This window comes from Kordia sp., assembly GCF_965283645.1.
Lineage (GTDB): Bacteria > Bacteroidota > Bacteroidia > Flavobacteriales > Flavobacteriaceae > Kordia.
The window spans coordinates 3,267,976-3,293,151 of the sequence record NZ_CBDIPG010000001.1; the positions used below are offsets into that span (position 1 = coordinate 3,267,976).

The 25,176-nt window shown below is 34.5% G+C and carries 21 protein-coding genes; 9 read left to right on the top strand and 12 right to left on the bottom strand.

Going from position 1 to position 25,176, the window contains the following annotated elements; genetic code table 11:
- Positions 1-366: 366 nt before the first annotated feature.
- Genes ACQ654_RS14420 through ACQ654_RS14430 form a run of 3 tightly spaced genes read right to left on the bottom strand, consistent with a single transcriptional unit; the run spans position 367 to position 6,091 of the window.
- Positions 367-1,683, bottom strand: a complete 1,317-nt coding sequence (locus ACQ654_RS14420; RefSeq protein WP_430411043.1) for a TolC family protein — start codon at positions 1,681-1,683, stop codon at positions 367-369.
- A complete protein-coding gene (locus ACQ654_RS14425) occupies positions 1,673-4,966 on the bottom strand; it encodes an efflux RND transporter permease subunit (RefSeq protein ID WP_430411044.1) in 3,294 nt (1,097 codons plus the stop codon). The genes ACQ654_RS14420 and ACQ654_RS14425 overlap by 11 nt, the downstream gene beginning before the upstream one ends.
- A 9-nt stretch (positions 4,967-4,975) precedes the next feature.
- Positions 4,976-6,091, bottom strand: coding sequence for an efflux RND transporter periplasmic adaptor subunit (locus tag ACQ654_RS14430; RefSeq protein WP_430411045.1), 1,116 nt, complete (start codon positions 6,089-6,091; stop codon positions 4,976-4,978).
- Positions 6,092-6,487: 396 nt separating this feature from the next.
- Between ACQ654_RS14430 and ACQ654_RS14435 the strand changes: the two genes are divergently transcribed.
- Positions 6,488-6,658 (top strand): PID-CTERM protein-sorting domain-containing protein, encoded by a 171-nt coding sequence (locus tag ACQ654_RS14435; RefSeq protein ID WP_430411046.1) that lies wholly within the window; start codon positions 6,488-6,490, stop codon positions 6,656-6,658.
- A gap of 3 nt (positions 6,659-6,661) precedes the next feature.
- Here ACQ654_RS14435 and ACQ654_RS14440 read toward each other — a convergent pair whose 3' ends face one another.
- Positions 6,662-7,252, bottom strand: a complete 591-nt coding sequence (locus ACQ654_RS14440) for a riboflavin synthase (protein WP_430411047.1) — start codon at positions 7,250-7,252, stop codon at positions 6,662-6,664.
- A 57-nt stretch (positions 7,253-7,309) separates the two neighbouring features.
- Between ACQ654_RS14440 and pdxA the strand changes: the two genes are divergently transcribed.
- The 8 genes from pdxA (at position 7,310) to ACQ654_RS14480 (ending at position 13,974) form a co-directional block, all read left to right on the top strand.
- Complete coding sequence (pdxA, locus tag ACQ654_RS14445) at positions 7,310-8,356, top strand: 4-hydroxythreonine-4-phosphate dehydrogenase PdxA (protein WP_430411048.1); 1,047 nt, start codon at positions 7,310-7,312, stop codon at positions 8,354-8,356.
- A gap of 74 nt (positions 8,357-8,430) precedes the next feature.
- Positions 8,431-8,970: a YceD family protein gene (locus tag ACQ654_RS14450; RefSeq protein ID WP_430411049.1), complete on the top strand. Its 540-nt coding sequence runs from the start codon at positions 8,431-8,433 to the stop codon at positions 8,968-8,970.
- A gap of 8 nt (positions 8,971-8,978) precedes the next feature.
- Positions 8,979-9,179 (top strand): 50S ribosomal protein L32, encoded by a 201-nt coding sequence (gene rpmF, locus ACQ654_RS14455; protein ID WP_046755216.1) that lies wholly within the window; start codon positions 8,979-8,981, stop codon positions 9,177-9,179.
- 178 nt (positions 9,180-9,357) lie between these two features.
- A complete protein-coding gene (locus ACQ654_RS14460) occupies positions 9,358-10,356 on the top strand; it encodes a beta-ketoacyl-ACP synthase III (protein WP_430411050.1) in 999 nt (332 codons plus the stop codon).
- 21 nt (positions 10,357-10,377) lie between these two features.
- Positions 10,378-10,866 (top strand): acetyl-CoA carboxylase biotin carboxyl carrier protein, encoded by a 489-nt coding sequence (gene accB, locus ACQ654_RS14465; RefSeq protein ID WP_430411051.1) that lies wholly within the window; start codon positions 10,378-10,380, stop codon positions 10,864-10,866.
- Between the two features lie 92 nt (positions 10,867-10,958).
- Entirely contained in the window at positions 10,959-12,308 is a 1,350-nt protein-coding gene (gene accC / locus ACQ654_RS14470) for an acetyl-CoA carboxylase biotin carboxylase subunit (RefSeq protein ID WP_430411052.1), read from the top strand.
- 107 nt (positions 12,309-12,415) lie between these two features.
- Positions 12,416-13,528 (top strand): NAD(P)/FAD-dependent oxidoreductase, encoded by a 1,113-nt coding sequence (locus ACQ654_RS14475; RefSeq protein WP_430411053.1) that lies wholly within the window; start codon positions 12,416-12,418, stop codon positions 13,526-13,528.
- Positions 13,525-13,974, top strand: coding sequence for a 3-oxoacyl-ACP synthase (locus ACQ654_RS14480; RefSeq protein WP_430411054.1), 450 nt, complete (start codon positions 13,525-13,527; stop codon positions 13,972-13,974). Before ACQ654_RS14475 ends, ACQ654_RS14480 begins: the two co-directional genes overlap by 4 nt.
- Before the next feature lie 177 nt (positions 13,975-14,151).
- Here ACQ654_RS14480 and ACQ654_RS14485 read toward each other — a convergent pair whose 3' ends face one another.
- From ACQ654_RS14485 to mscL, 8 genes are all read right to left on the bottom strand, one after another.
- On the bottom strand, positions 14,152-17,193 hold the full coding sequence (locus tag ACQ654_RS14485; protein WP_430411055.1) for an FG-GAP-like repeat-containing protein: 3,042 nt from the start codon (positions 17,191-17,193) through the stop codon (positions 14,152-14,154).
- A gap of 66 nt (positions 17,194-17,259) precedes the next feature.
- Positions 17,260-18,372 (bottom strand): hypothetical protein, encoded by a 1,113-nt coding sequence (locus tag ACQ654_RS14490; protein WP_430411056.1) that lies wholly within the window; start codon positions 18,370-18,372, stop codon positions 17,260-17,262.
- 396 nt (positions 18,373-18,768) lie between these two features.
- Complete coding sequence (locus ACQ654_RS14495) at positions 18,769-19,713, bottom strand: ABC transporter ATP-binding protein (protein WP_430411057.1); 945 nt, start codon at positions 19,711-19,713, stop codon at positions 18,769-18,771.
- A gap of 456 nt (positions 19,714-20,169) precedes the next feature.
- On the bottom strand, positions 20,170-20,397 hold the full coding sequence (locus ACQ654_RS14500; protein ID WP_430411058.1) for a hypothetical protein: 228 nt from the start codon (positions 20,395-20,397) through the stop codon (positions 20,170-20,172).
- A 289-nt stretch (positions 20,398-20,686) separates the two neighbouring features.
- Entirely contained in the window at positions 20,687-22,846 is a 2,160-nt protein-coding gene (locus ACQ654_RS14505) for a prolyl oligopeptidase family serine peptidase (protein ID WP_430411059.1), read from the bottom strand.
- 117 nt (positions 22,847-22,963) lie between these two features.
- Positions 22,964-23,359, bottom strand: coding sequence for a DoxX family membrane protein (locus ACQ654_RS14510; protein WP_430411060.1), 396 nt, complete (start codon positions 23,357-23,359; stop codon positions 22,964-22,966).
- Between the two features lie 174 nt (positions 23,360-23,533).
- Positions 23,534-24,523, bottom strand: coding sequence for an aspartate-semialdehyde dehydrogenase (locus ACQ654_RS14515; RefSeq protein WP_430411061.1), 990 nt, complete (start codon positions 24,521-24,523; stop codon positions 23,534-23,536).
- A 222-nt stretch (positions 24,524-24,745) separates the two neighbouring features.
- Positions 24,746-25,156, bottom strand: a complete 411-nt coding sequence (gene mscL / locus ACQ654_RS14520; protein ID WP_430411062.1) for a large conductance mechanosensitive channel protein MscL — start codon at positions 25,154-25,156, stop codon at positions 24,746-24,748.
- Positions 25,157-25,176: the final 20 nt, after the last annotated feature.

Consider the following 25,176-nt stretch of genomic DNA (forward strand, 5'->3'; position numbering starts at 1 on the left):
AAAGTAAACAGATAGGTTTACTTTTAGTTTTAAAGTATAACTAAAATCATAATAATTTTATTCAAAACTATCTCATATATTTTTAGATGTACTACAGCTTTTAGAGTGTTAAAAAGTTAGATAAATATGATAGCAAATAGCTGTAATTTAATTATTAAGTAAGTATTTTGTCAAGTTGAATTTGATTCAACTAACTTCCCATTAGAATAAGGAAGAATTATAAAATTGTTACGCTATAGCGAACAAAGTGAAGCTATCTGTTTCAATAGTTACAGATTATTTTGTTGCAAACTTCTCGTAATATTGCTTGGATAAAAGACCAAAAGCGAAGCGATCTAAGAGATTCCCGTCTACGCGGGAACAAGTCTAAAACTTCACATTTAACAACTCGCCACTTAATTGCAAAACCGTAAGTTCAGCTAATTTTGCGTTGTATTTTGCTTGATTTCTGCTAAGTTCCGCATTTAGTAAGTTTAATTGTGCTTGACGAAATTCAATAGAGTTTACTTGTCCTATTTTGAATTTTTCTTTTGTTCGATCAAAATTATTGGTAGCGGTTGCAATATTTTTCTCTTGCAATTGAAAAATGACAAGTTTATTTTGATAATCGTCCCAAGCATTGTTAAAATTACGTTCCAAATCGATCATTACTTGCTCTTTTTGAAGCTGTTGATTTTCAAGTGCAATTTTGGCATTTTTTACGCGTGTTATCGTGCCTCCACCATCAAATAGATTCCAAGATAAATTGATGCCTCCAGAAAGTCCCGTATTGGTTGAAACAGCTACGAAAGCCGCAGCATTATTATTATTTCGGTTCCAACCATAACTTCCCGTTAAACCAATTGTTGGTAAATATTGCGATCGATTCGATTTTACATCTAACGAACTAATGCTAATGTTTTTTTCAATTTGTAATACAGAAACATTATTGGCTTTCGTTTTTGCCCACAATTCTTCTTTGGAAATTTCTAACAGAAAAGAAATATCTGTATTTACACTAAATTCTTCCGACAAGTTATTCCCCAAAATTACGTTGAGGTCACGTTTTGTGTTTTTTAATTGTTGCTCTGTATTTACAATCGCTATGCTATCGTTATTGATATCAACTTGCGCGTTTAATACTTCTAATTTTGTATTCTGTCCATATTCAAATTGGTATGATGCACGTGTCAATCGATCTTTTGAAATTTCAAACGTTTCTTCAATAGCGTCGGTGTTTTCCGAAAGTTGTGCAACCGAATAATACACTGAAAATAATTGTAAGAGTGTATTTTCAATCGTTTCACGCGCTTCCAATTCTGAAAGTTGATATTGCTCTTTTAGTCTTCTATAATTGTATAATCGGCCTAAGCCATCAAATAAAGTATAATTTAAGTTTACAGATGCATTGTAACGCGAACTTTCGGCACCATTTAAAACAGTTGAATTTCCATTAGAAAATTCCGCTTCTGTATTATCTAAATTATACGTTGCACCAGCATTTCCTGTTAAAGTTGGTAAGTAACCAGAATTTAAAATACTTGTATTATTCTCGGCAACTTTTACTGTATTATTGGCAATTTTGATTCCGTAATTGTGTGATAACGTCAATTGAATTGCTTCTTCAGGAGTCAGTATTTGTTGTGCATTCGCGAAGATTGCGAAGAAAACTAAACTGTATGTTAGGTAATTTCTAATGTTCATCTGTTTCGTTTTGTTCTTTTAGCGATACTATTTTTTCATCTTCTATGTGTAGTGTATCTTCTTTTTCATCCAAAAGGCGTTGTTGTGCTGCTTCATGTTTTTGTTCTTTTACAACACGTTCTACTTCTTCTTTGGTAATATTTCTACCAGTTACTAACCACATTCCATTTTTCTTTATATAGTTACTAAATGATAAGAAAATAGGCAATACAATTAAGGTTAATATTGTTGCAAACCCAATTCCGTATGCAATAGAAACTGCCATTGGAATTAAAAACTGTGCCTGTCTACTTTCTTCAAAAATTAAAGGTGCCAAACCAGCTACAGTTGTTAAGGAAGTTAAGAAAATAGCTCTAAAACGCGAACGACCAGCTTCGTATAAGGCTTCATCAAACAGCATTCCTTCTCGTAAATTGTTATTAAATTTCCCAATTAAGACGAGTCCGTCATTCACCATAATTCCTATTAAGGCAATAATTCCTAACATGGATAAGATATTCAATGGGAAATCGTGAATCCAATGTCCCCAAGCTACGGCTGGCAAACTCAACGGAATTAATAATAATAAAAGTAATGGCTGACTGTAACTTCTGAAGGTAAATGCAATAACGATGTAAATAAAAATTAAAACGGTAATTCCAACAGGTCCTAACGAGTTTATCAATTTTACACGTTCTCGGTTTTGTCCTTCGTAGGAAGGAGTTACCGTTGGATATCGGGATAAAATTTCAGGCATAATTTCAGTTCTAATTTCTGCCATAATATCTGTAGGACTTGTCTTTTTCGCATCTTTAATATCAGCCGAAACTTGAATTTCTCTTCTTCCTTCCAAATGATTGATTGCTACATCACCACGTTCAATGGTATAACTCGCAATTTCTTTTAACGGAACACGTTGTCCATTTGGTGTTACAATACGCATGTTGTCTAAGTTGTTGATAGACGATCGATTTGGTTTATCATACCGAACCCAAACCCGAATTTCATCTTGTCCACGTTGAAAACGTTGTGCTTGTACTCCAAAAAATGCGGAACGTACTTGCGACATGACATCACGTAAATTTAAACCGAGCGCATACGCACCTTCATTGAGTTTTAAACGTATTTCTTTTATTCCTGCCGGATCTGTATCAGTAACATCTTTTAGTAAAATATTGTTTTCTAATACTTGCTTTAATTCAGCTTTTACCGCTTTTAATTCGGCAATATTATTTCCTAATAAAGAAACCGATACGGGAAGTCCACCAAAGTTTCCACCACCACCATATACTAAACTTTCGACACCAATTACAGGTCCAACTGCTTTTTTGATTCGGTTTGAAACGATATTGGACGTAATTTCATTTGGACGTTCTTCTCCTGGTAATAAGTTGATTTCTAAAGATGCTGTTGACGAACCTGGGCCAACTTTTTTTATCATGTTTTCAACCAAATATATATCTGCATCTTCACCAATGTATTCATCATTAATGGCTTTTGTAACTTCAATTGCTTTGTTTTCAATGAATGAAATAATACTATCCGTTACTTTTTCATTAGTTCCATTGGGCATATTGAGTGCAATGGTTACTCTATCGCTGGCAATTCTTGGGAAAAACGCACCTCTAATGATTCCTGCATCAAAACTTGATTTGGTTAGTATCATAAATACAATGAAGAACGAAAGCATTAAGAATTTATACTTTAAAGCAAATCGTAATACAGGACTGTATACTTTATCACGCAACCAACTCATGATAAAATCACCAAATGTATTGACGTATCGTAGTTTTGAAAACATTCTTGGGAAAAACCCTGTTGGTTCTTTCTTTTGCGCGCGCAATGCTTTGGAATGCGCCAAATGCGCAGGTAATATGATTAGAGCTTCAATAAGTGAAACAATTAATGTAAGCATAACTACCACAGAAACTTCACCAAATAACTCACCAATTCTTCCATCTAAAAATAGGAAAATACTAAACGCTAAAATAGTAGTTGTTATTGCTGAAATAATAGCAGGCAATACTTCCATAACACCATCAATAGCAGCTTGTTCTGGCGATTTCCCCTTTTCGTATTGTTGATAGATGTTTTCGGCAATTACAATTCCATCATCCACTAAAATACCAATTACAATAATCATCCCGAAAAGGGACAATACATTTATAGTTACATTAAAGTAGCTCGCAAACATAAACATTCCTAAGAATGCTACAGGCAATCCAAATGCTACCCAAAAAGCCAAACGTGTGTTTAGAAATAATGATAAAAATATAAGCACGAGAATCATTCCGATAATCGCGTTTTCGGTAAGCAGCGCAGTCCGTTGTACTAATGTTGTAGATCGATCGCCAACGACATTTAATTGTACATTGTTATATTTTTGATTGAAATCTGCAATGTATTCTTTTACAGTATCTGCCGAAGAAATTAAATCTTCCGAGTTGGTACTGGTAATACTTATATTGATAGAAAGATTGCCGTCAAAATAATTTGCGTTTGGTGTTTCTGAAAATCGATCGCGTACGATGGCAACATCTTTTAAACGAATAATTCTACCTGAAGCATCCGATTTTACAATCAAATTAGATAATTCGTCAGCATAATATGAACGTGCGTTGGCGCGAATTAAGTATTCTTCCGCATTCGTTTTTATGGTTCCACCTGTAGTAATTAAACTTGCTTGATTGATAACTTGTGAAACTTCCGCAAACGATAAGTTATAAGCTAACAAATTGGTTTCGTTAATGGCAATTTCTATTTCTTCATCTGGATATCCAGAAATTTCTATTTGCGAAATTCCATCAATACCACGCAAATCATTTTCAACCTGTCGACCAATTTGTTTTAAGGTTGCTAACGGAATTTTATCACCACTTATGGCAAACGAAATGGTTTCTCGTACGGCTTCTCTTTTGGCAACAACCAACGGTTCCATACCTGTTGGAAACGACGGAACACGATCGACGGCGTTCTTTATTTCCAACAACATAAAGTCAATATCTTTGCCTTTTTCTATCTCAATATTAATAGAACCACTGTTTTCCCTAGAAGTTGAGGTTACACGTTCAATACCATTTAATCCTTTTAAATTGTCTTCTATTTTAAGTACAATTCCTTCTTCAATTTCTTGTGGAGACGCACCAGGATAGGTAATGTTAACGGTAACATTTTTAGAATCGACCAACGGAAAAAACGAAGATTTTAATGTGTACGCTCCATAAAATCCAAAAATTACAAATGTTATTACAACAACATTTACGGCAACACTATGCTTTATAAAGTAAGCAATTAGTTTTCTCATGACTTACTTTTATTTACTGGGTTGAAAAGGTTTTACCAACATTCCGGCATACGCGCCAGGAACAGGTTTTGATAAAATTACAGTTCCGTTAGGAATATCTTTTAAGACAGCTTTTGTTGCTGAAAAATAGATAGGTTTAGCATCAATGACATCTAAAATACTATCACGAACAATAAAAATTTGATCATTATCAAGCACTAAACTTCTATTAATCTCTATGGCATTTGCTTCTTCTTTTGCATTTAAATTTGCTTCCAAATACATGCCTTCTCGCAACGAAGCGTCTTTAACTTCAATAAAAGCTGTGATGGTTTGTGTAGTTTGATCAATATTTCCATTAATTCGAGAAACGACACCTGAAAATGTTTGTGTTTTTTCAAGATTATTTAAGACTACTTTTTCACCTATTTTCAACAAACTAGCATACTTTTTACTCAAAGCAACTTCCATTTCATAAATAGATGTGTCAATAAACTCACCCAATTTTTGTCCGTTTCTAACCAAAGAACCTTCCGTAACCAATGTTTCTGTCAAAATTCCTGAAAACGGAGCGCTGATGGTGTACTTAGCCAAACGTTGTTCTAAATTCTTAACATTATAATAATTGGTCACAATAGTTCGTCCTGTAATAAAGTATTTTTCTTTCTCAGTTGTCATTTCAGGCAACTTTGGTGTTGTTTTATTTAAATCGAAATTATTCAGATAAGTTTGCCATTTTTGATAAATTTCTGGAAAATCTAATCGCAAATCGGGCATAATTGCCGCAATAGAATTGTATAAATTACTTTTAGAAGATTGAACACCAGCGTAATATTCGGCGGCATCAATACGAATTAACGTTTCTCCACGGCGAAATGTTTGTCCAGGTTTAAATAATTTTCTGCCAGATTTAAAAATACCTTGCACTTCTGAAAATAACTCCACACGGCGTTTTGCCACAAGGTTTCCATTTGCAGGAATAATAATAGGAATTGTTGTATTCTGAACAGTTTCAGTAAACACAGTTTTGACTACTTTTTCGGGAACAGGTCGTTGCTTCTTTTTACTATTAGAAATCTCTTTTCCGAGAAAAATGGCAACAACAATAAGCAATGCTCCAATGATCGAAAGTACAATATTTCGCATTTGGTGGAATTATTTTAGATGGTTAGACTACAAATCTATCCAATAGTTTACTTTAAAACTCTTAAAAAAACCTTAATAAAATTTACTTCGTACGTATATATGGTTCTATTTTGGAACATTTTTTGAAGATAACTTCAGTATAACACACAAGAACCATGTAAAAATTGCGTTAAGAAACTATCAGGAGTATAAAAACTCTTTTGTAGTGTTAAATATAGTTTTTAAATTGGTTTTTTATTAAGAGAAGGCAACAGAAAAACATGAAAATGCTTGCTTGATCGATGATTTTCGTCGTTTTATAGATTATTTATGAATGATATAACGTAAAATGTTTTGTTGAATCTTATAATTTTTTACTTTTACACCGTTATGGCACGAATAAACAAAAAGACCCTGTTGTGTTTTGTTCTAATTGCAATTGCTTTTTTAACAGAAACACACGCCCAAATCACACCTCCACCGCCAGGACCACCACTACCACCGGGATTCCCGATTGATGCAGGTATTGTTGGCGTTCTTGCGGCTGGACTTTTGTATGGTATACGGAAAAAAGTAAAAAGTAATTAACTTCTATAGCCCCTGAAGTCTTGCGACATACTTCCCTATCACATCAAATTCCAAATTTACTTGTGATCCAACGTTGAAAAATTGAAACGTTGTATGATCATACGTATATGGTATGATTGCTACTGAGAATGCATTTCTTTCAGAATTAACTACTGTAAGACTGGTTCCATTTATAGTAATAGAACCTTTTTCGATGGTAATATTATTTAATGAGGAATCGTATTCAAAAGTAAAATACCAACTTCCATCACTTTCTTCAATAGCAGTACACTTTCCTATTTGGTCTACATGACCTTGTACAATATGACCGTCTAAACGATCACCTAATTTCATGGCACGTTCCAAATTAACACGATCATTCAGACGCCAAGTATTTAAATTTGTCTTATCTAAGGTTTCCTGAATAGCCGTAACAACATATGTGTTTTCCTCAAGATTTCTATCAACAACAGTCAAGCAAACACCGTTGTGGGCAACGCTTTGATCAATTTTTAATTCAGGCGTTAAACTGCTCTGAACTGTAATGTGAAGGTTTTCTTTTTCTTTTTCAAGATGCGTAATCACACCTAATTCTTCAATAATCCCTGTAAACATCTATTTATTTAGTTAAATTTGCATGTAAAATTAAGAAATAAAAGTCTGAATACTTAAATGAAGAAAGAGGAAAAAATAAAAGTAGGAATTTCGGTTGGAGATTTAAATGGTATCGGAACTGAGGTAATTCTGAAGACATTCGAAGACAATAGAATGTTAGAGTTGTGTACGCCTATTATTTTTGGCTCCACTAAAATTTTATCATTTCAAAAGAAACATTTCAATATAGCTACAAACTTTTTTGGAATTCCAACTGCTGACAAAGCACAGCATGGAAAAATAAATGTGGTCAACATTTCAAAAGAAATTGTAAACATAGCGTATGGAGTTTCATCGGAAACGGTTGGGCAGTTTGCTATCAAGTCATTTGTGGAAGGAACCAAAGCGTTAAAAGAAGGTGCCATAGACGTATTGGTAACAGCACCTATAAATAAACACAATGTACAATCGGAAGATTTTAAGTTTCCAGGACACACAGACTATTTAGGCGAAAACCTAGAAGGTGATAGTTTAATGTTAATGGTAAATGGTTCATTGCGTGTTGGCTTACTCACAGATCATGTGGCTGTAAAAGATGTTTCTGAAACAATTACACCAGAACTTATAGAAAAAAAGGTAAACATTATATACAATACGTTAAAACAAGACTTCGGAATTAGCAAACCTAAAATTGCAATTTTGGGCATCAACCCACATGTTGGAGACAATGGAGTTATTGGCGTAGAAGATGATGAGGTGATGAAGCCAACGTTGGAAAAAATTAAAAACTCAGGCAAGCTAGTCTTTGGACCATATGCGGCAGATAGTTTCTTCGCATCTAGCAATTACAAAAACTTTGATGCTATTTTGGCGGCCTATCACGATCAGGGATTAATTCCGTTTAAAACGCTATCATTTGGACAAGGAGTTAATTTTACGGCAGGACTTAACAGAGTTCGTACATCTCCAGATCATGGAACAGCCTATGAAATAGCAGGAAAAAACAAGGCAGATCACAACTCTTTCAAAGAAGCGGTATTCACTGGAATACAGATTTTTAAAAGCAGAACTGACTACCAACAAATTGCAAAAAATCCACTAAAAAAGCAACCTGCCAAGATATAAACAAAAAAATGTTAACAACTTAACGTTGATACAAAAAAATTTATATCTTTGCACGCTCGAAACTGATGTTTAAGATGATGGAACTAAAGGACTTTAACATTCCTTTTATAGGATTAAAAGAAGGAAAGCACCAGTTCGAATATCAAATTGATAATTCGTTCTTTAAACTTTTTGATTATGATGAATTCAATGCAACTGCAATTCGTGCAACGTTAGCATTTCACAAAAAAGCAACCATGCTTGAATTAACGTTCAATGCAACTGGAACTGTAACTATAAATTGTGATTTGACAAACGAGCCGTTTGAGCAGCCAATTGAAAGTGATTTAGACTTACTAGTGAAGTTCGGAAACGAATACAATGATGAAAATGAAGAAATTCTCATCATACCACATGGAGAGTATGAAATTAATGTTGCACAATATATATATGAAATGATTGTGTTGGCAGTACCTTCAAAAAGAATTCATCCAGGTATTGAAGACGGAACATTAGAGTCGGACATACTAGAAAAGCTAGAAGAATTACAACCTGGTACAGATAAAAAAGAAACTGAAGAGGAAATAGATCCTCGTTGGAATACATTAAAAAAACTATTAACGGATAATAAATAAAATAGAAAATGGCACATCCTAAGAGAAAAATCTCGAAAACAAGAAGAGATAAGAGAAGAACACATTACAAAGCATCAGTTCCTCAAATCGCTACGTGCCCAACTACTGGTGAAGCACACTTATACCACAGAGCTCACTGGCACGAAGGAAAACTATATTACAGAGGAAAAGTATTGATTGACAATACTGTAGAAGAAAACGTAGCATAATTTTATAAAATGCTATAGTGATAAAAGCTCTCACTTTTGTGAGAGTTTTTTATTTGTTCATTTTTTTGTTAAAAATGTAAAAACGACATATTTTGCCAAGATTATCAGAGAATTTTAGTAATTTCGTTTAATTTTGAATGAATTTTTGTTAAAAAACAAAAAAAACCAACGTTAAGGTATGACCAAAATTACAGCAGCAATAACAGCTGTAGGAGCTTATGTTCCTGAATATGTATTAACCAACAAGATACTTGAAACAATGGTTGATACTAACGATGAGTGGATTACCACTCGAACAGGTATCAAAGAACGCCGAATTCTTAAAAAAGAAGGAGAAGGAACCTCATACTTGGCTATCAAAGCCGCAGAAGACTTACTTGCCAAAAAAAATTTAGATCCTAAAGAAATAGACTTAGTCATTGTAGCTACAGCAACACCCGATATGCCCGTAGCTTCGACTGCTGTATATACAGCTAGTAAAATAGGAGCAACAAATGCATTTGCTTTCGACTTACAAGCGGCATGCTCTAGTTTCTTATACGGAATGTCTACAGCGGCAAGTTATATACAATCTGGACGCTATAAAAAAGTACTTTTAATAGGTGCTGATAAAATGTCTTCAATAATTGATTATAAAGATAGAGCAACATGTATTATCTTTGGTGATGGAGCTGGCGCAGTATTATTTGAGCCAAATGAAGAAGGACTTGGATTGCAAGACGAATATTTGAGAAGTGACGGAGTCGGAAGAGAATTCCTAAAAATAGACGCTGGTGGATCAATATTACCAGCATCAACAACAACATTAGAAAACAATCAACACACTGTATTTCAAGACGGAAAAACAGTTTTTAAATTCGCAGTATCTAACATGGCAGATGTGAGTGCCAAAATAATGGAAGATAACAACCTGACGAATGAAGACGTACAATGGTTAGTGCCACATCAAGCTAACAAACGTATCATTGATGCCACTGCAAGGCGAATGGGCGTAGATGAAAGTAAAGTAATGGTAAATATCCAGCGTTACGGAAATACAACCTCTGGAACGCTTCCCCTGTGTTTACATGACTATGAAAAACAACTCAAAAAAGGAGATAACCTTGTTTTTGCCGCTTTTGGAGGCGGTTTTACTTGGGGAGCTATCTACCTAAAATGGGCATATAATTCAAACTAGAAAACGACTAAAACCTATCTCATGGATTTAAAAGAAATACAAAACTTAATTAAATTCGTAGCCAAATCTGGAGCAAGTGAAGTAAAACTTGAAATGGACGACGTAAAAATCACCATTAAAACTGGAGAAGCTAAAGGCGAAATGACAACTGTAGTGCAACAAATTCCGATGGCCGGAATTCCGCAACAAGCACCAGCTCCAGTTGCGCCACAAGCACCTACAAACACTGAAGCACCTGCTACACCTGCCGCCGCTGACGATAATGCTAAATATATTACTATAAAATCACCAATTATTGGTACTTTCTATAGAAAACCATCTCCAGACAAACCCGTTTTTGTTGAAGTTGGACAATCAATTTCTGAAGGAGACGTATTGTGTGTGATTGAAGCAATGAAACTTTTCAACGAAATTGAATCAGAAGTTTCAGGAAAAGTAGTGAAAGTCTTAGTAGATGACTCTTCACCAGTAGAATTTGATCAACCATTATTCTTGGTAGATCCATCATAAGAAATTTTAGATAGCACTTGAAGTACAAAAAACACTTGTTGTACAATTCAAAAAGTTACAGATTTTAATTTCAAAATTTAAAATTTCAAAAGATGTTCAAAAAAATATTAGTTGCAAATAGAGGGGAAATAGCACTTAGAGTTATTAGAACCTGCAAAGAAATGGGTATCAAAACAGTTGCAGTATATTCTACAGCTGACATTGATAGCTTACATGTTCGATTTGCTGATGAAGCGGTTTGCATTGGACCAGCTCCAAGTAGTGAATCGTATTTAAAAATGGCAAATATTATTGCTGCTGCAGAAATTACAAATGCAGACGCCATTCATCCAGGATACGGATTCTTATCAGAAAATGCCAAATTCTCTAAAATTTGTGGAGAACATAATATCAAATTTATTGGTGCTTCTCCAGAAATGATTGATAGAATGGGAGACAAAGCTTCTGCAAAATCTACTATGAAAGCTGCAGGCGTTCCATGTGTTCCAGGAAGTGAAGGAATCATTGAAGATTTTGAAGAATGTGAAAAACTAGCCGTAGAAACAGGATATCCTGTCATGCTTAAAGCAACTGCTGGTGGTGGTGGAAAAGGAATGCGTGCCGTTTGGAAACCAGAAGATTTAAGAGACGCTTGGGATTCTGCTCGACAAGAATCGAAAGCGGCTTTTGGAAATGATGACATGTACATGGAAAAATTAATTGAAGAACCAAGACACATCGAAATTCAAGTGGTTGGAGATTCTTCAGGGAAAGCATGTCACTTGTCAGAGCGTGATTGTTCTGTACAACGTCGTCACCAAAAATTAACAGAAGAAGTACCTTCTCCATTCATGACAGACGATTTGCGTGCACGTATGGGAGAAGCTGCTGTAAAAGCTGCCGAATACATTAAATATGAAGGTGCTGGAACGGTTGAATTCTTAGTAGATAAGCATAGAAACTTCTATTTTATGGAAATGAATACGCGTATCCAAGTAGAACATCCAATTACGGAGCAAGTAATTGATTTTGATTTGATTAGAGAGCAAATCTTAGTAGCGGCTGGCGTGCCAATTTCTGGGAAAAACTATACGCCAAACTTACACTCAATTGAATGTAGAATTAACGCAGAAGACCCGTTTAACAACTTCAGACCTTCTCCAGGAAAAATTACAGTATTACACGCACCAGGCGGACACGGAGTTCGTTTAGATACGCATGTATATGCTGGATATTCAATTCCGCCAAACTACGATTCAATGATTGCAAAGTTGATTACAACTGCGCAAACACGTGAAGAAGCAATCAACAAAATGAAACGTGCGTTAGATGAGTTCGTAATTGAAGGCATTAAAACGACAATTCCTTTCCACAGACAATTAATGGATCATCCTGATTATGTGGCTGGAAATTATACAACGAAATTTATGGAAGATTTTGAAATGCAACCAGAAGCAGAGTAAATTTCAACCAAAAAAATATAAAAAAGCTCTTTACATTTGTAAGGAGCTTTTTTTATGATGGAAAACTAGACTGTAATTTTTCTATCATAAAATTTTAAAATAAACATATGAACCTTAGCTATTGGGAATACAAAACATGGTTGACAAATGTCGATTTTACGATTGTCGGAAGCGGTATTGTCGGACTTAGTTGTGCGTTGCAACTTCGCGAGCAATATCCGACAGCAAAAATAATCATTCTCGAAAAAGGAATCTTGCCACACGGCGCAAGTACAAAAAATGCTGGTTTTGCCTGTTTTGGTAGTCTCTCCGAGATTTTAGACGATTTGCAGACACATTCTGAGCAAGAAGTAATAGAGCTCGTTAAAAGACGTTGTGAAGGTTTGCAGTTGCTTCGTTCAACTTTAGGTGATGCTACCATAGATTTTCAACAATTGGGCGGTTACGAATTATTTACAGAAGAAGATACGGAGTTGTACGAATCGTGTTTGACACAGAAAGAAAAGATCAACGACTTGTTGCAACCAATTTTTAAAGATGCTGTATTTAGTGAAGTTTCAAATTCGTTTCAGTTTGAAAACATTCAGAAAAATTATATTTTCAATCAGTTTGAAGGACAACTCGATACAGGAAAAATGATGAATGCGTTGTTACAAAAAGTATTGGCGAGCAACGTTCAGATTTTAAATTCGATTTTGGTTCAACATTTTGAAGAAAGCGGAAATTTGGTACATGTTGAAACGAATCATGCTAATTTTTATACCAAGAAATTATTAGTTGCCACTAACGGATTTGCGTCACAGTTATTAGACGAAAATGTAAAACCTGCACGTGCGCAAGTGTTGATTACGGAGCCAATTCCTAATTTGCATATTAAAGGAACGTTTCATTTAGATAAAGGTTATTATTATTTTAGAAATATCGAAAATCGAATTTTATTAGGCGGTGGACGAAACCTTGATTTTGAAGGTGAAGAAACGACAGAATTTAAACTAACCGAGTTGATTCAAGATAAGTTAGATTCTTTATTGAAAACAACTATTTTACCAAATACTTCTTTTGAAATTGAACATCGTTGGAGCGGAATTATGGGTGTTGGATCACAGAAAAAAGCCATTGTAAAACCAATTTCTAACCATGTATATTGTGGCGTTCGCTTAGGCGGAATGGGCGTTGCTATTGGTAGTTTGGTAGGAAAAGAATTAGCACAATTGATATGAGTTTAAAGAAAACATTACACAAATTGTGTTTGGATAGTGTTAACGAACGCCAAGCGAATATTCAAAAAAATTTTTCAAGTATTCAAGAAGCAATGTTGTCCGAAACCAAAAGTTCGGCAGGCGATAAGCATGAAACAGGCAGAGCCATGTTGCAGTTGGAACGTGAAAAGTTGGGCAATCAACTTGCGGAAATTCAGAAAGTAAAAGAAATTTTGCTCAAAATAGATGCTACTTCAATTGCAAAACAAGGTTGTTTAGGCAGTATTGTGTATACAACACAAGCCAATTATTTTATCGCTGTAAGTGTTGGCGAAATTACTATAAAAAATGAAAAATTCTACGCTATTGCGACTAATACGCCGATTGGAAAGTTATTGCTTGGTAAAAAAGTAGGCGATCCTATTTCATTTCGGAATCAATCATTTGTTATTAAAGATATTTTTTAGACTTGCTATGAATTTTAGTTGTCACATCGAGCGCAGTCGAGATGCAAATGATAATTTTGTTTCTCAAATGACAGATAGCTTCACGTTGTTGGCAATGACGTGATATAAAGTTTATCCAAATGACAAAACTCCAACACTTTTAAAGCATTGGAGTTTTATAGTTTGAATGTTTTTTTGTTATTGTTTGATGAATTTCTGAGTAAATACTTTTCCTTCAGATTCTAATCGTAAAATATAGTTTCCTTGGCGTAAGTTTGATACATCAATGTTATGTTCTTCTAATTTTAAGTTCATTACACGTTTTCCTTCAATATTGAAGATGGTTGCAATTTTCCCAATTAAATTAACTGGACTGTTGATATTCATTACATTTCCAACAGGATTTGGATGAATTACAATACTTTCAAATAACGTTTCATCTTGAACACTTAACGCTTGCCCTTCAGTAATGATATGATGCGTATTGATTGCCGGATTTACAATATTATCAATAGTTCCAGATGGCCAATAAATAAGAATGTTTGTCACAGCAGTATCCGTTCCGATTCCAAAGTGTACATTAAGCGAACTCATAAAACGGAAACCTTCTCCACTACGTACATCACGTATTTGAACTCCAGAAGCTGTATATATTTCTACTCTAGCACCAATTCCGTTAATGTTACTTGCAACTCCAGTTGTTGTAATTTTTATCCAATTATTACTGTTTGTTGTGTTTGTATATAGCGTAGTTCCTGAAATAGCATCAATAAATCCGTCATTGTTTAAATCGCCGAAAGAGCCATTATTTCCAGCTAGTATATTGTCGTAAACGGTAAATGTTAAGTCACCATTTCCAAATAATATACTACCATTAGAAGCAATATCTAAGTTTCCATCATTATCAAAGTCATATGTAGCATTTTCGATACCTAAGTTGGTTAATGCTGGTAATATTCCTGAAGCAGCCGTTACATTTGTAAATGTACTATTTCCATTATTTCGCATTAATTTGTGTGTACCATCAGCTGTAGAACTTGCACCAACAAAAACGTCCATATCTCCATCGTTGTCAAAATCTCCCCAAGCGGAAGACCATGTTTGTAATGGATCTGCTAAACCTGCGGTAGAAGCAACTTCTGTAAAGTTTCCTGTTCCGTCATTTTCGTGTAATTCGTTTATATTAATTGTACTAGAACCTCCACGACATTTTGCAATAAACATATCCATATCTCTATCATTATCATAATCAATCCAGACAGAACCATAGTTTCCTCCACCTGCAATATCTCCAAGTCCACCTTGATTAAATACGAGATTTCCGCTTCCATCATTCATATAATATACATTTGGATCAACATCATGACAAACAAAAGCATCTAAGTTTCCATCTTGGTTTAAATCGACAAAATTTGAACGTTGTGAGAATACATATTCAGGTCCAGAAATTTCTGTAAATCCTGTTCCTGTTGCATTTGCTCTCATAAATGTAACACCATTTTGTCCACCGTATAATAAATCGGTAAATCCGTTTCTATCAAAATCTGCAGCGGCCAAACTCCAAGAAGGTGAATTATCTGCGCTAGTTGTTGTAATATTTGTTCCAGTAGCACTTAATCCGCCAAGCATTTGTTGGTAAAATATATTGACATTTGTTGTTCCAATAGAAACTACATCGTCTAAAAAGTCTCCATTCATATCAACGGCGGCTCTTTGCGTTCCACTTGTAGCAACAGTAGATGTTGTAAAGTCAGCTGGCGGCGGCGGCGCTAAGGTTTGAAATGTTAATGGTGCACTCCAAATACTAGTGTCTAACCCGCAAATAGCACGTACATATACTTCGTAACTTGTTCCTGCATTTAAAGCAGTTAGGTTTACACTTGTTGTGCTTGAAGCAGTTCCTGAGCCTGTAGGTGTTCCTGTTCCTGCAGGTTGTATTACATATTCCCAAGCAGTTTCTCCGTTGTTAGCTATCCAAGAAACTGTTGCTGAGGTTTGTGTAATTGCAGTAGCGGTTAGGCTAGAAGGCGCAATACAAAATGACCCGCATGTTTCTACACGAACTAAATCGATAGACATATCTCCTGAGAAACCTGTTCCAGTTCCAGTGTGACTAAATTCTACATAAATTATTTGTCCTAGGTAACTATCTAAGTTGACACCAACAGGAACCCAAGCTTCTGATCCGCTTGTTTGTAATTCTCCAATTTGTGTAAATACAGTTGTAAAAGGTCCTGAGGCACTTGTACCAATTTTTACGTTTAATGTTCCCATATCAGCTCCATACGCATGTAAATAGAATGAGAGTTCTGCGCTATCTGTAGCTGTTGATAAGTCGATTGCTGGACTTACGGCAGAGCCTGTTACTGTTGTATCTCCAGAGGCTTCATAGTTCATAAAGTTTGCACCACTAAAAGCAGTATCTGGACCAGTATTATTAGAGGTGGATTCGTTAGGTATTTCCCAAGAACCATTTCCGTTGTTTAAATTTCCTGTCCATCCAGAAACGGTATCAAATTCTTCTGTAAAGATAAACGTTGATGCGCCCGAACCACAAGTTACACCAACAGGTGGCGGTGGCGGACAATTACTTTGTGTTATTGAACCACTACTAACGATACAGTTTGCATCTTGATCATTTTGAATAGATATTATAACATCTGTAGCATTTGCATATGGGCCAAATTGCAGGTTTCCTGCCATCGATAATGATTGTGTTGCACTTGCTTGATTGTCTGAAACGGTTACTGATGTTGCCGATCCAAGGTCAGATACGTTAACATCTACAAAGAAACCTCCACTTGTTGCACAATCATCAACTACAGTATACGTAGCAGTTGCGTTTGTACAAGTTGCACAGTTTACATTAAAATCCCACGGCACGAATCCGTTACCTGAACAATTTACAGCAATATCTGAGTTTACAGAAACTGTAATTGTATCTCCACTTGACAGGAATGTAAGACCTGTTAAGTCTCCAGTATTTCCATAGCCGTTGTATAGTTCGGTTCCGTCGGTATCTAGTACAATTAATTGATCCCAAGTATCTTCTACTTGTCCAGCATTAAACGTAACACTTAAATCAGAACCATCAGAACTTACAAAAACAAAACTTGTAGTATCATTATTTACATAACAATAGGTTGTATTTACAGCTCCTAAGGAACAATCGACGGTAGTTTGTGCCATGCCAAAAAAGCAGGAAGCTATCAAACTTATTAGTAAGGTAATTTTTTTCATAGGCTTGGGTTTGTATGTATGTGTGAACTTAGCTTGCTAAATTCACGGTATCAATTTGGTTTAGTTTTAATCACACTCGTTTGTGAGTCCATCAATCCATTGTCCGATAAGCTCTACAGCTTCTTCATGAATGATGCTTCTTCCTAATAATGGCATTCTAAATTCTTCCGCTTCTGTATTTAATCTGTAATACATTACAGAACGTTCTTTTAAAGTAGGAGTTACAATGTTTATCATTCCAGGAATTTCAGTATCTGGATCTACGCAAATACCTAAGTTGGTATCGTCAGCAGATTCATCAAACGCAAAACGCACAGGTCTGTAATCACAATGCGATAATTCTTGATGACAATGCGCACAGTTAATATCAATATACGAACGAACACGTACATCAATAGGTTGTGTTTCATCGCTCCAGTTTACTACTGTGTTAATCGTAGTTGGTAAGTTGTCTTCTAAATAGCCTTCATCAATTAGTTTTTGTAGTTGGTTTTTTGTGCCATCTACATAATCATACATGCTGTTGAGGTTTTGTGGTTTTACACCAATAGGAATAGGATTGTTTTGACTTTTGTGACATGTAAGGCACTCCACATCTGATGGAATTCTGTAGTTAGTATTTTTTGGCGTACCGTTTTGCATGAAATCGATGTTTGTAAATGAACCATCTAAGCTAAATGTTGCTTCTGTTTGCTCGTCATTCCAAACGTAGTCGGCAAATTCCCAGCCGCTACTTTTCTTTAACATTAAGCGTGTTTCTACAATACGTGGTGCGTTGCTAGGTTGCACATTTTCATAATAGAATGTTTTTATTAAAAATGTACCTACGGGCATATCTATCAATTCAGTATCAGCGGCATATGTTGCTTGTACGTCACTTGGCATCCAAATGAAACGTTTCTTTTTAGCATAATCTGTAAATAAAGCAGAAATTGGTTCGTATGGAATAACACCAAGTACAGGTGTTTGGTCTTTCATTTCTCCATCAAAAAAGTTGTAATCTGATAAGTTATCAAATGGAAAATTATCTGCATCTAATACTACTGGCGAAGTCGGAATTGGGATATAATCGTCATCCACAGAAGTTGGTGGATTCGTAGGATCGTTGTCGTCTGAACAAGAAAATAAGATAGCAGTAATCACTGCTAGTATAGCAATTTTACGTAGTTTTTTGATCATGTTTTAGTTTAGTTAGAGCACTAATATAACAAAAATATTACATGTAATATTTGATTATTAGTGAGTTACTTATATTATAAAACAACTCAACTTCCTTTTATCCTATCTTTTGGATGGAGTTATTTTTTATGAATACTGATTTTGTAGTAATTTTACTAATTCTGAAATTTCAAGAAATATTTTAAACTCAATTATGAAAACCTAGCAGATGTTGTTGGCATAGTAGTACCTAAAGATTACAAAGGGTTTTTAAGAATGAAACAAGCGTACGAGTTAAAAGAACTATGTTGAATCTAAGCTGAAAACTTTATAGATGTAACTAATGCCAATAACTATCAATATCATTCAAAGGCTAAAATGAGGTATCAAGCTTTTAGAAAAAATAAGTATTATAAATCAAAAAACTAACCCAACCAAAACACCATTTTCCAGCACTTCCAAACTCTCAAAAAACACACTAATTTCTTCATGTTTTGCTACAACCAAATAATGACTTCCTTTAAAATAACTTTGCTGTACAGTAACTTTAAAAGCAGCAGTTTCGTCCACTTTTAATTGATGCGGATAGACCAAAATTGTTTCGCTTTTTGTTTGAACTTCTGGAAATAAACTCGCAGGCAATTCATTGACTTCACCAAATAGTGATGCTACATATGTGTTTGGCGGATTTTGATACAATTCCTTAGAATTGCTTTGTGAAATGAGCTTTCCCTGTTGCAATACAATAGTTGTATCGGCAAACGAAAGTGCATCTGTTTTATCGTGTGTAGCTACAATACAGGTAATGTTTTCTTTTTTGAGATAGTTGAACAGATTTCTGCGTAGTTTATTCTTTCGGAAGTTATCAATATGACTAAACGGTTCGTCTAATAATAACACTTCAGGTTCGTGGGCAATTGCTTTCGCCAACGCGACACGTTGTTGTTGTCCGCCACTGAGCAATTTTGCTTTTACATTCGCAAACGCAGTCATTTCTACCATGTCTAACAATTCGGCAATACGTGCTTGTTTTTCTTCAGGATAGAAATTAGACAAATAACTTCCCACATTTTCAGCAACGGTAATGTATGGCATTAAGCCAAAATTTTGCGCGAGATATTTCATCCGATCATGACCTGGCACTAAGTTGTACGCTGGACCTAAAACCTGTTCGTCTTTCCAAAAGATTTCGCCTTTTTCTAGATCGTGTAAACCGTATATAAGTTTGAGTAACGTGCTTTTTCCGCAACCACTTTCACCAATGATTGATATGTGTGTTCCTTCCTGAATTTCAAAAGAAATATCTTTTAAAGTTGGTGTGTTTTTAAGATAGGAAAAGGAAACGTTTTGAACGCGAAGCATATGTGTTGTTTAGAGCTACAAAAATACGGAGATAATTTCAAATACTATTTGTATATTAATGAGTTTGTGGATTCCTGTCTAAGCAGGAATGACAGTGCGTAAATTTGTGATGTTTTTAGCATCAAAGCTTTTATATGATTGTTATTTGTTGAGTAATTCTTTTAGAATTTCAGGATTCATTCTATTGTTAAAAAAAGTAATAAGATAGATTTTGTTATGTTGTGTATCCTCTTTGTAGAATAAAGAAACATTTTTATGAATGAAAGCCTTATGAATATTATATGTATGATTAATTAGTGGATAGGTAACTTCCTTTTTTTTTAACTTTTTTAAGCAAATCATTAGTCAAGTTATTGAAACTCTTAATTTCTTTTTTTAGTCCATCTTCGGTTAAGGTTTTCAAGAATTTTTAGATATGTAATCCTTGCAAGTTTAGTCCAAATGATTTCCATTTTACTAAATTCCATAGGTTTTATTGATTTCTTCCATAACTTCTTGATGCGTAAACGTATTTCCTTCTTCAATATCTTTTAACCCAGCATCAATGAAAAGCTTTTCTGTTTCTGAAACATCATAGTTTGAGTCAGCGTCTTTTTTGAGTTCTTTCAATTTATGAATAATGGATTCATCTTTCAGACTCATTAACCACTCCATTAATTTGTATTTCTCTAACTGTAAATCCATAGTAAAAGCTTTATACTTAAAGATAGTAATTTTATAAATGCTGATTCAGCATCTTATAAGTTTGATTTGTTATTTTTAAAAGAATACAGAAGTGTTTTTAATTATTCAATCTTTTAATCTTTGAAGTGAATTAAATTTCTGCCTTCGCAGGAATATAAAAACAGTTATAAAGAAACCGCCAAACTGAATTTCAATTTGGCGGTTTGTGTGTTATTAGAAATAGATTTCTAAGTATTTCTCGATACAAATTTGTTTCACAAATTGACTAGAAATGACGTTTAAAAATTAATTAGTCTTTAAATTTTTCTAAGATTGCTTTGTTTGGCAATTCTTTGAAGCCCATATTGTATAGTGTAAAACCATACATATCAGCATATTGTTCAATAGTTTTCGAAATTGGCGTTCCTGCTCCGTGTCCTGCATCTGTTTCTATACGAATTAATGTAGGATTGTTTCCAGATTGTTTTGCTTGCAATTCTGCAGCAAATTTGAAACTGTGTGCTGGTACAACTCTATCATCATGATCTCCTGTAGTTACCATTGTTGCTGGATATGCTACACCTTCTTTTACGTTGTGTACTGGCGAATATCCTTTTAAGTAATCAAACATTTCTTTACTGTCTTCCGAAGTTCCATAATCATATGCCCAACCTGCGCCCGAAGTAAATGTGTGGTAACGTAACATGTCTAAAACGCCAACGGCTGGTAGTGCAACTTTCATCAAATCTGGACGTTGTGTCATGGTTGCACCTACTAACAAGCCACCATTTGAGCCACCACGAATGGCTAAGAAATCGCTCGATGTATATTTTTTAGCAATTAAATATTCTGCAGCAGCGATAAAATCATCAAATACATTTTGCTTTTGCATTTTTGTTCCTGCATTGTGCCATTTTTTACCGTATTCTCCACCACCACGAAGGTTTGGTACTGCGTAAATTCCGCCTTGTTCCATCCAAACAACATTGGCAACACTAAATGAAGGTCGTAACGAAATGTTGAATCCACCGTAACCGTATAAAATTGTAGGGTTTTTTCCGTCTAACTTAATTCCTTTTTTGTGTGTAATAATCATAGGAACTTTTGTTCCATCTTTTGAAGTATAAAAAACTTGCTTGCTTTCGTATTCATCTGGATTGAAGTCAATACCAGGTTTTCTATACACTTTAGACGTTCCGTCTTTTGGATTGTATGTATAAGTGGTTCCTGGTGTTTTGTAGTTTGAGAATGAATAGTATAATATTTCATCTTCTTTGTCTCCACCAAATCCGCCAGCAGTTCCAACGCCTGGTAATTTTACTTCGCGAACTAGTTTTCCATCGTAATCATATTGTAATACTTTAGAAACGGCATCTACCATATAAGTTGCAAAGAAATAGCCTGAACCTGTACCTGGACTTAATACGTTTTCTGTTTCAGGAATAAAATCTACCCAGTTTTCTGGAGCAGGATTTGATGCATCAACCGTTACTACTTTTTGGTTTGGTGCGTCCATATTTGTCATAATGTATAGCTTAGAGCCATTACTTTCTATAACAAATGAATCTGTATTAGCATGATCAATAATGGTAATAATTTCGCTATCTGGTTTTGATAAATCTTTCATCAACATTTTATTTCCAGAGGTTGAAATTTTAGGATAGATAAATAAATAGTTTCCATCTTCCGTAACGCTACCACTTACATACCGATGCTTTTCTTCAGGTGTTCCGCCATATACTAAGATGTCTTCATTTTGCTTAGTTCCTAGTTTGTGATAGTATAATTTATGTTGATCTGTCTTTGCAGAAAGTTCACTTCCTTTTGGTTTGTCGTAACTTGAGTAGTAAAATCCGTCGTTTTCTTTCCAAGAAATTCCAGAGAATTTAATATCTACCAAAGTATCTTCAACTACTTGTTTTGAAGCAACATCCATGATAATTACTTTTCGCCAATCGCTTCCACCTTCTGATATTGGATATGCAACTGTTTTCTTGTCCTTTGAAAAACTCAATCCACCACCAAGTGATACAGTTCCATCTTCTGAAAATTTATTAGGATCTAAAAAGACTTCTAACTCTTCGTCTCCTTTTTGTCTGTAAATCACATATTGATTTTGTAGACCATCATTTTTGTAAAAATAACTATACTCACCTTCTTTTCTTGGTGCGCTAATTTTTTCATAATTCATTAATTGTGTGTACCGTTTTTTAAGAGCGTCACGAAAAGGAATTTTGTCTAAGTATCCAAATGTTGTTTTGTTTTGATCTTTTACCCAAGCTTCTGTTTCTTCGGATGTATCGTCTTCTAGCCAGCGATATGGATCTTTTATTTCTGTATCAAAATACGTATCTACAACTTCTTTTTGCTGCGTTTCAGGATATGTCACTATAATTTCTGTTTTTTTGGGTTCTTGTTCGCAAGAGAAGAAAAGTACTGCGAGACAACTAATTTTTAACAATTGTTTCATTAGGAAATGGTTTTAGTTTTTTGATGTGTCAATAGGACTGGTTTACTTCAAATTTACTTTAAAAAAAACCACTTGATACAATTGAAAGTGGTTTTAACAAAATACTAAGATTTTTTATCAATAAAATAGTGGTTTAAATTGTGGCCAATGTTTGTAAATTAAAATTCCGTTTAGCAAGGCTACAATAATAGCACCAATCATTCCACCTGATAAATCGAGAAAAAAGTGAAATAATAAAATATTTACAGAAATTGGCGCAAGTAAGATTAACGCAAAAGGCACCCATTTTTTTAATATGAGCAATATTCCTATATACACTTCCAACGCGCCAACAACAGGTAAAATATATCCTGTTGCGCCTAAAGAAGTCATAAAGTTACTTGCATTTTCGGGTAATGAAGGTTGCGGCATAAAACCAGTTTCATTAATGATCATGACGAGTTTGTTGGCGCCGAATACAATAAGAATTAATCCTAATACGAAACGGATAATTTTAGTAAAATTCGAATTCATACATGAGGTTTTTTAAGTTAGTTACTCTTAAGGTATGAAAAAGATCGAAAAATCACTAACTATTTCGATAATAGGAAGGTTTATTACTTTGTAATAAGATGTTGATTTGTAGTAAATTGAAAAGAAAAAGGACACTTCGACTCCGCTCAGTGTCCTAACTAATGTATTTTTATGTTAGACTAAATTATGGTCTATCAAATGTTGTGCAATTTGAACCGCATTTGTTGCGGCACCTTTACGTAAGTTATCAGCAACAATCCACATATTTAATGTGTTTGGTTGCGAACCATCACGGCGAATTCTTCCCACAAATACTTCATCTTTTCCTTCTGCATAAATTGGCATCGGATATACATTTGTATCTGGATTATCTTGAACAATAATCCCTGGAGATTTGTGCAATAGTTTACGAACTTCTGCAACGTCGAAATCATTTTCAAACTCAACATTTACACTTTCCGAATGTCCGCCAACAACAGGAATACGAATAGCTGTTGCCGTAATTGCAATGGTTTTATCATTTAAAATTTTCTGCGTTTCGCGTACTAATTTCATTTCTTCTTTTGTGTATCCATTTTCTTCAAATACATCACAATGTGGCAATGCATTTTTATGAATTGGATATGGATATGCCATTTCTCCTTTTTCACCAGCGTATTCACTTTCCAACTGTTGAACTGCTTTTACACCAGTTCCTGTAATGGATTGATAGGTTGAAACTACAATACGTTTTATTTTATATGTAGCATGTAAAGGCGCTAATGCAACTACCATTTGAATGGTAGAACAGTTAGGATTTGCAATAATTTTGTCTGTTGTTGTTAATTCTTTTGCATTAATTTCTGGAACGACTAATTTTTTAGTTTCATCCATTCGCCATGCAGAAGAATTATCGATGACTGTTGTGCCAACTGCTTCAAATTTTGGTGCCCATTCTAAAGAAGTATTTCCACCTGCAGAAAATAATGCAATATCTGGTTTGGCATTTATGGCGTCTTGCATGTTTACAATAGGATATGCATTTCCTTGATATGTGATTTCTTTTCCAATGGATCTTTCAGAAGCTACTGGAATTAATGTGGAGACAGGAAATTTTTGTTCTGCTAATACTTTTAACATCACAGTTCCTACCATTCCTGTTGCGCCAACGACTGCTACTTTCATGAGTTTGTTTTTTGTGTCTTTTTATCTACTGTATGAAACATTTATAAAAACATTTTTATAATTGAATGCTTCACTTTATTTATTTGTGGTAAACAAAATTAGGAATAATTACAGCGCGGTTTCAATAAAAAATTAGAAATATCAAATTTTTCACAAAAAGTTATATATAACACAAAAGCCACTCCGTAAAGAGTGGCTTTTTATATAGTATTTTGAATTTTTTTACTTTTTCAATAAATCTCTAATTTCTGCTAATAGTTCTTCTTGTGTTGGTCCTGCTGGAGGTGCTGGCGCCGCTTCTTCTTGTTTCTTTTTTGTTTTGTTATAAGCTTTTATGATAAGAAACATTACCAAACCTACAATTATTAAATTTACAATTGTGTTTATCCAACTTCCCCACATGATGGCATTTTCTGGAGTGGTAACTTTTCCTGTAGCATCAACTACAGCTTCACTCAAAATTATTTTTTTGTCGGCAAAATCGGCTCCACCAGAAAAATACCCAACAATAGGCATTACAATATTGCTTACAAATCCTTTTACCACACCACCAATAGCACCTGCCATAATTACTGCGACTGCAAGCTCTATGACATTACCTGTCATAATAAATTCTTTAAATTCTTTCAACATAATATTTGATTGTTAGTTTG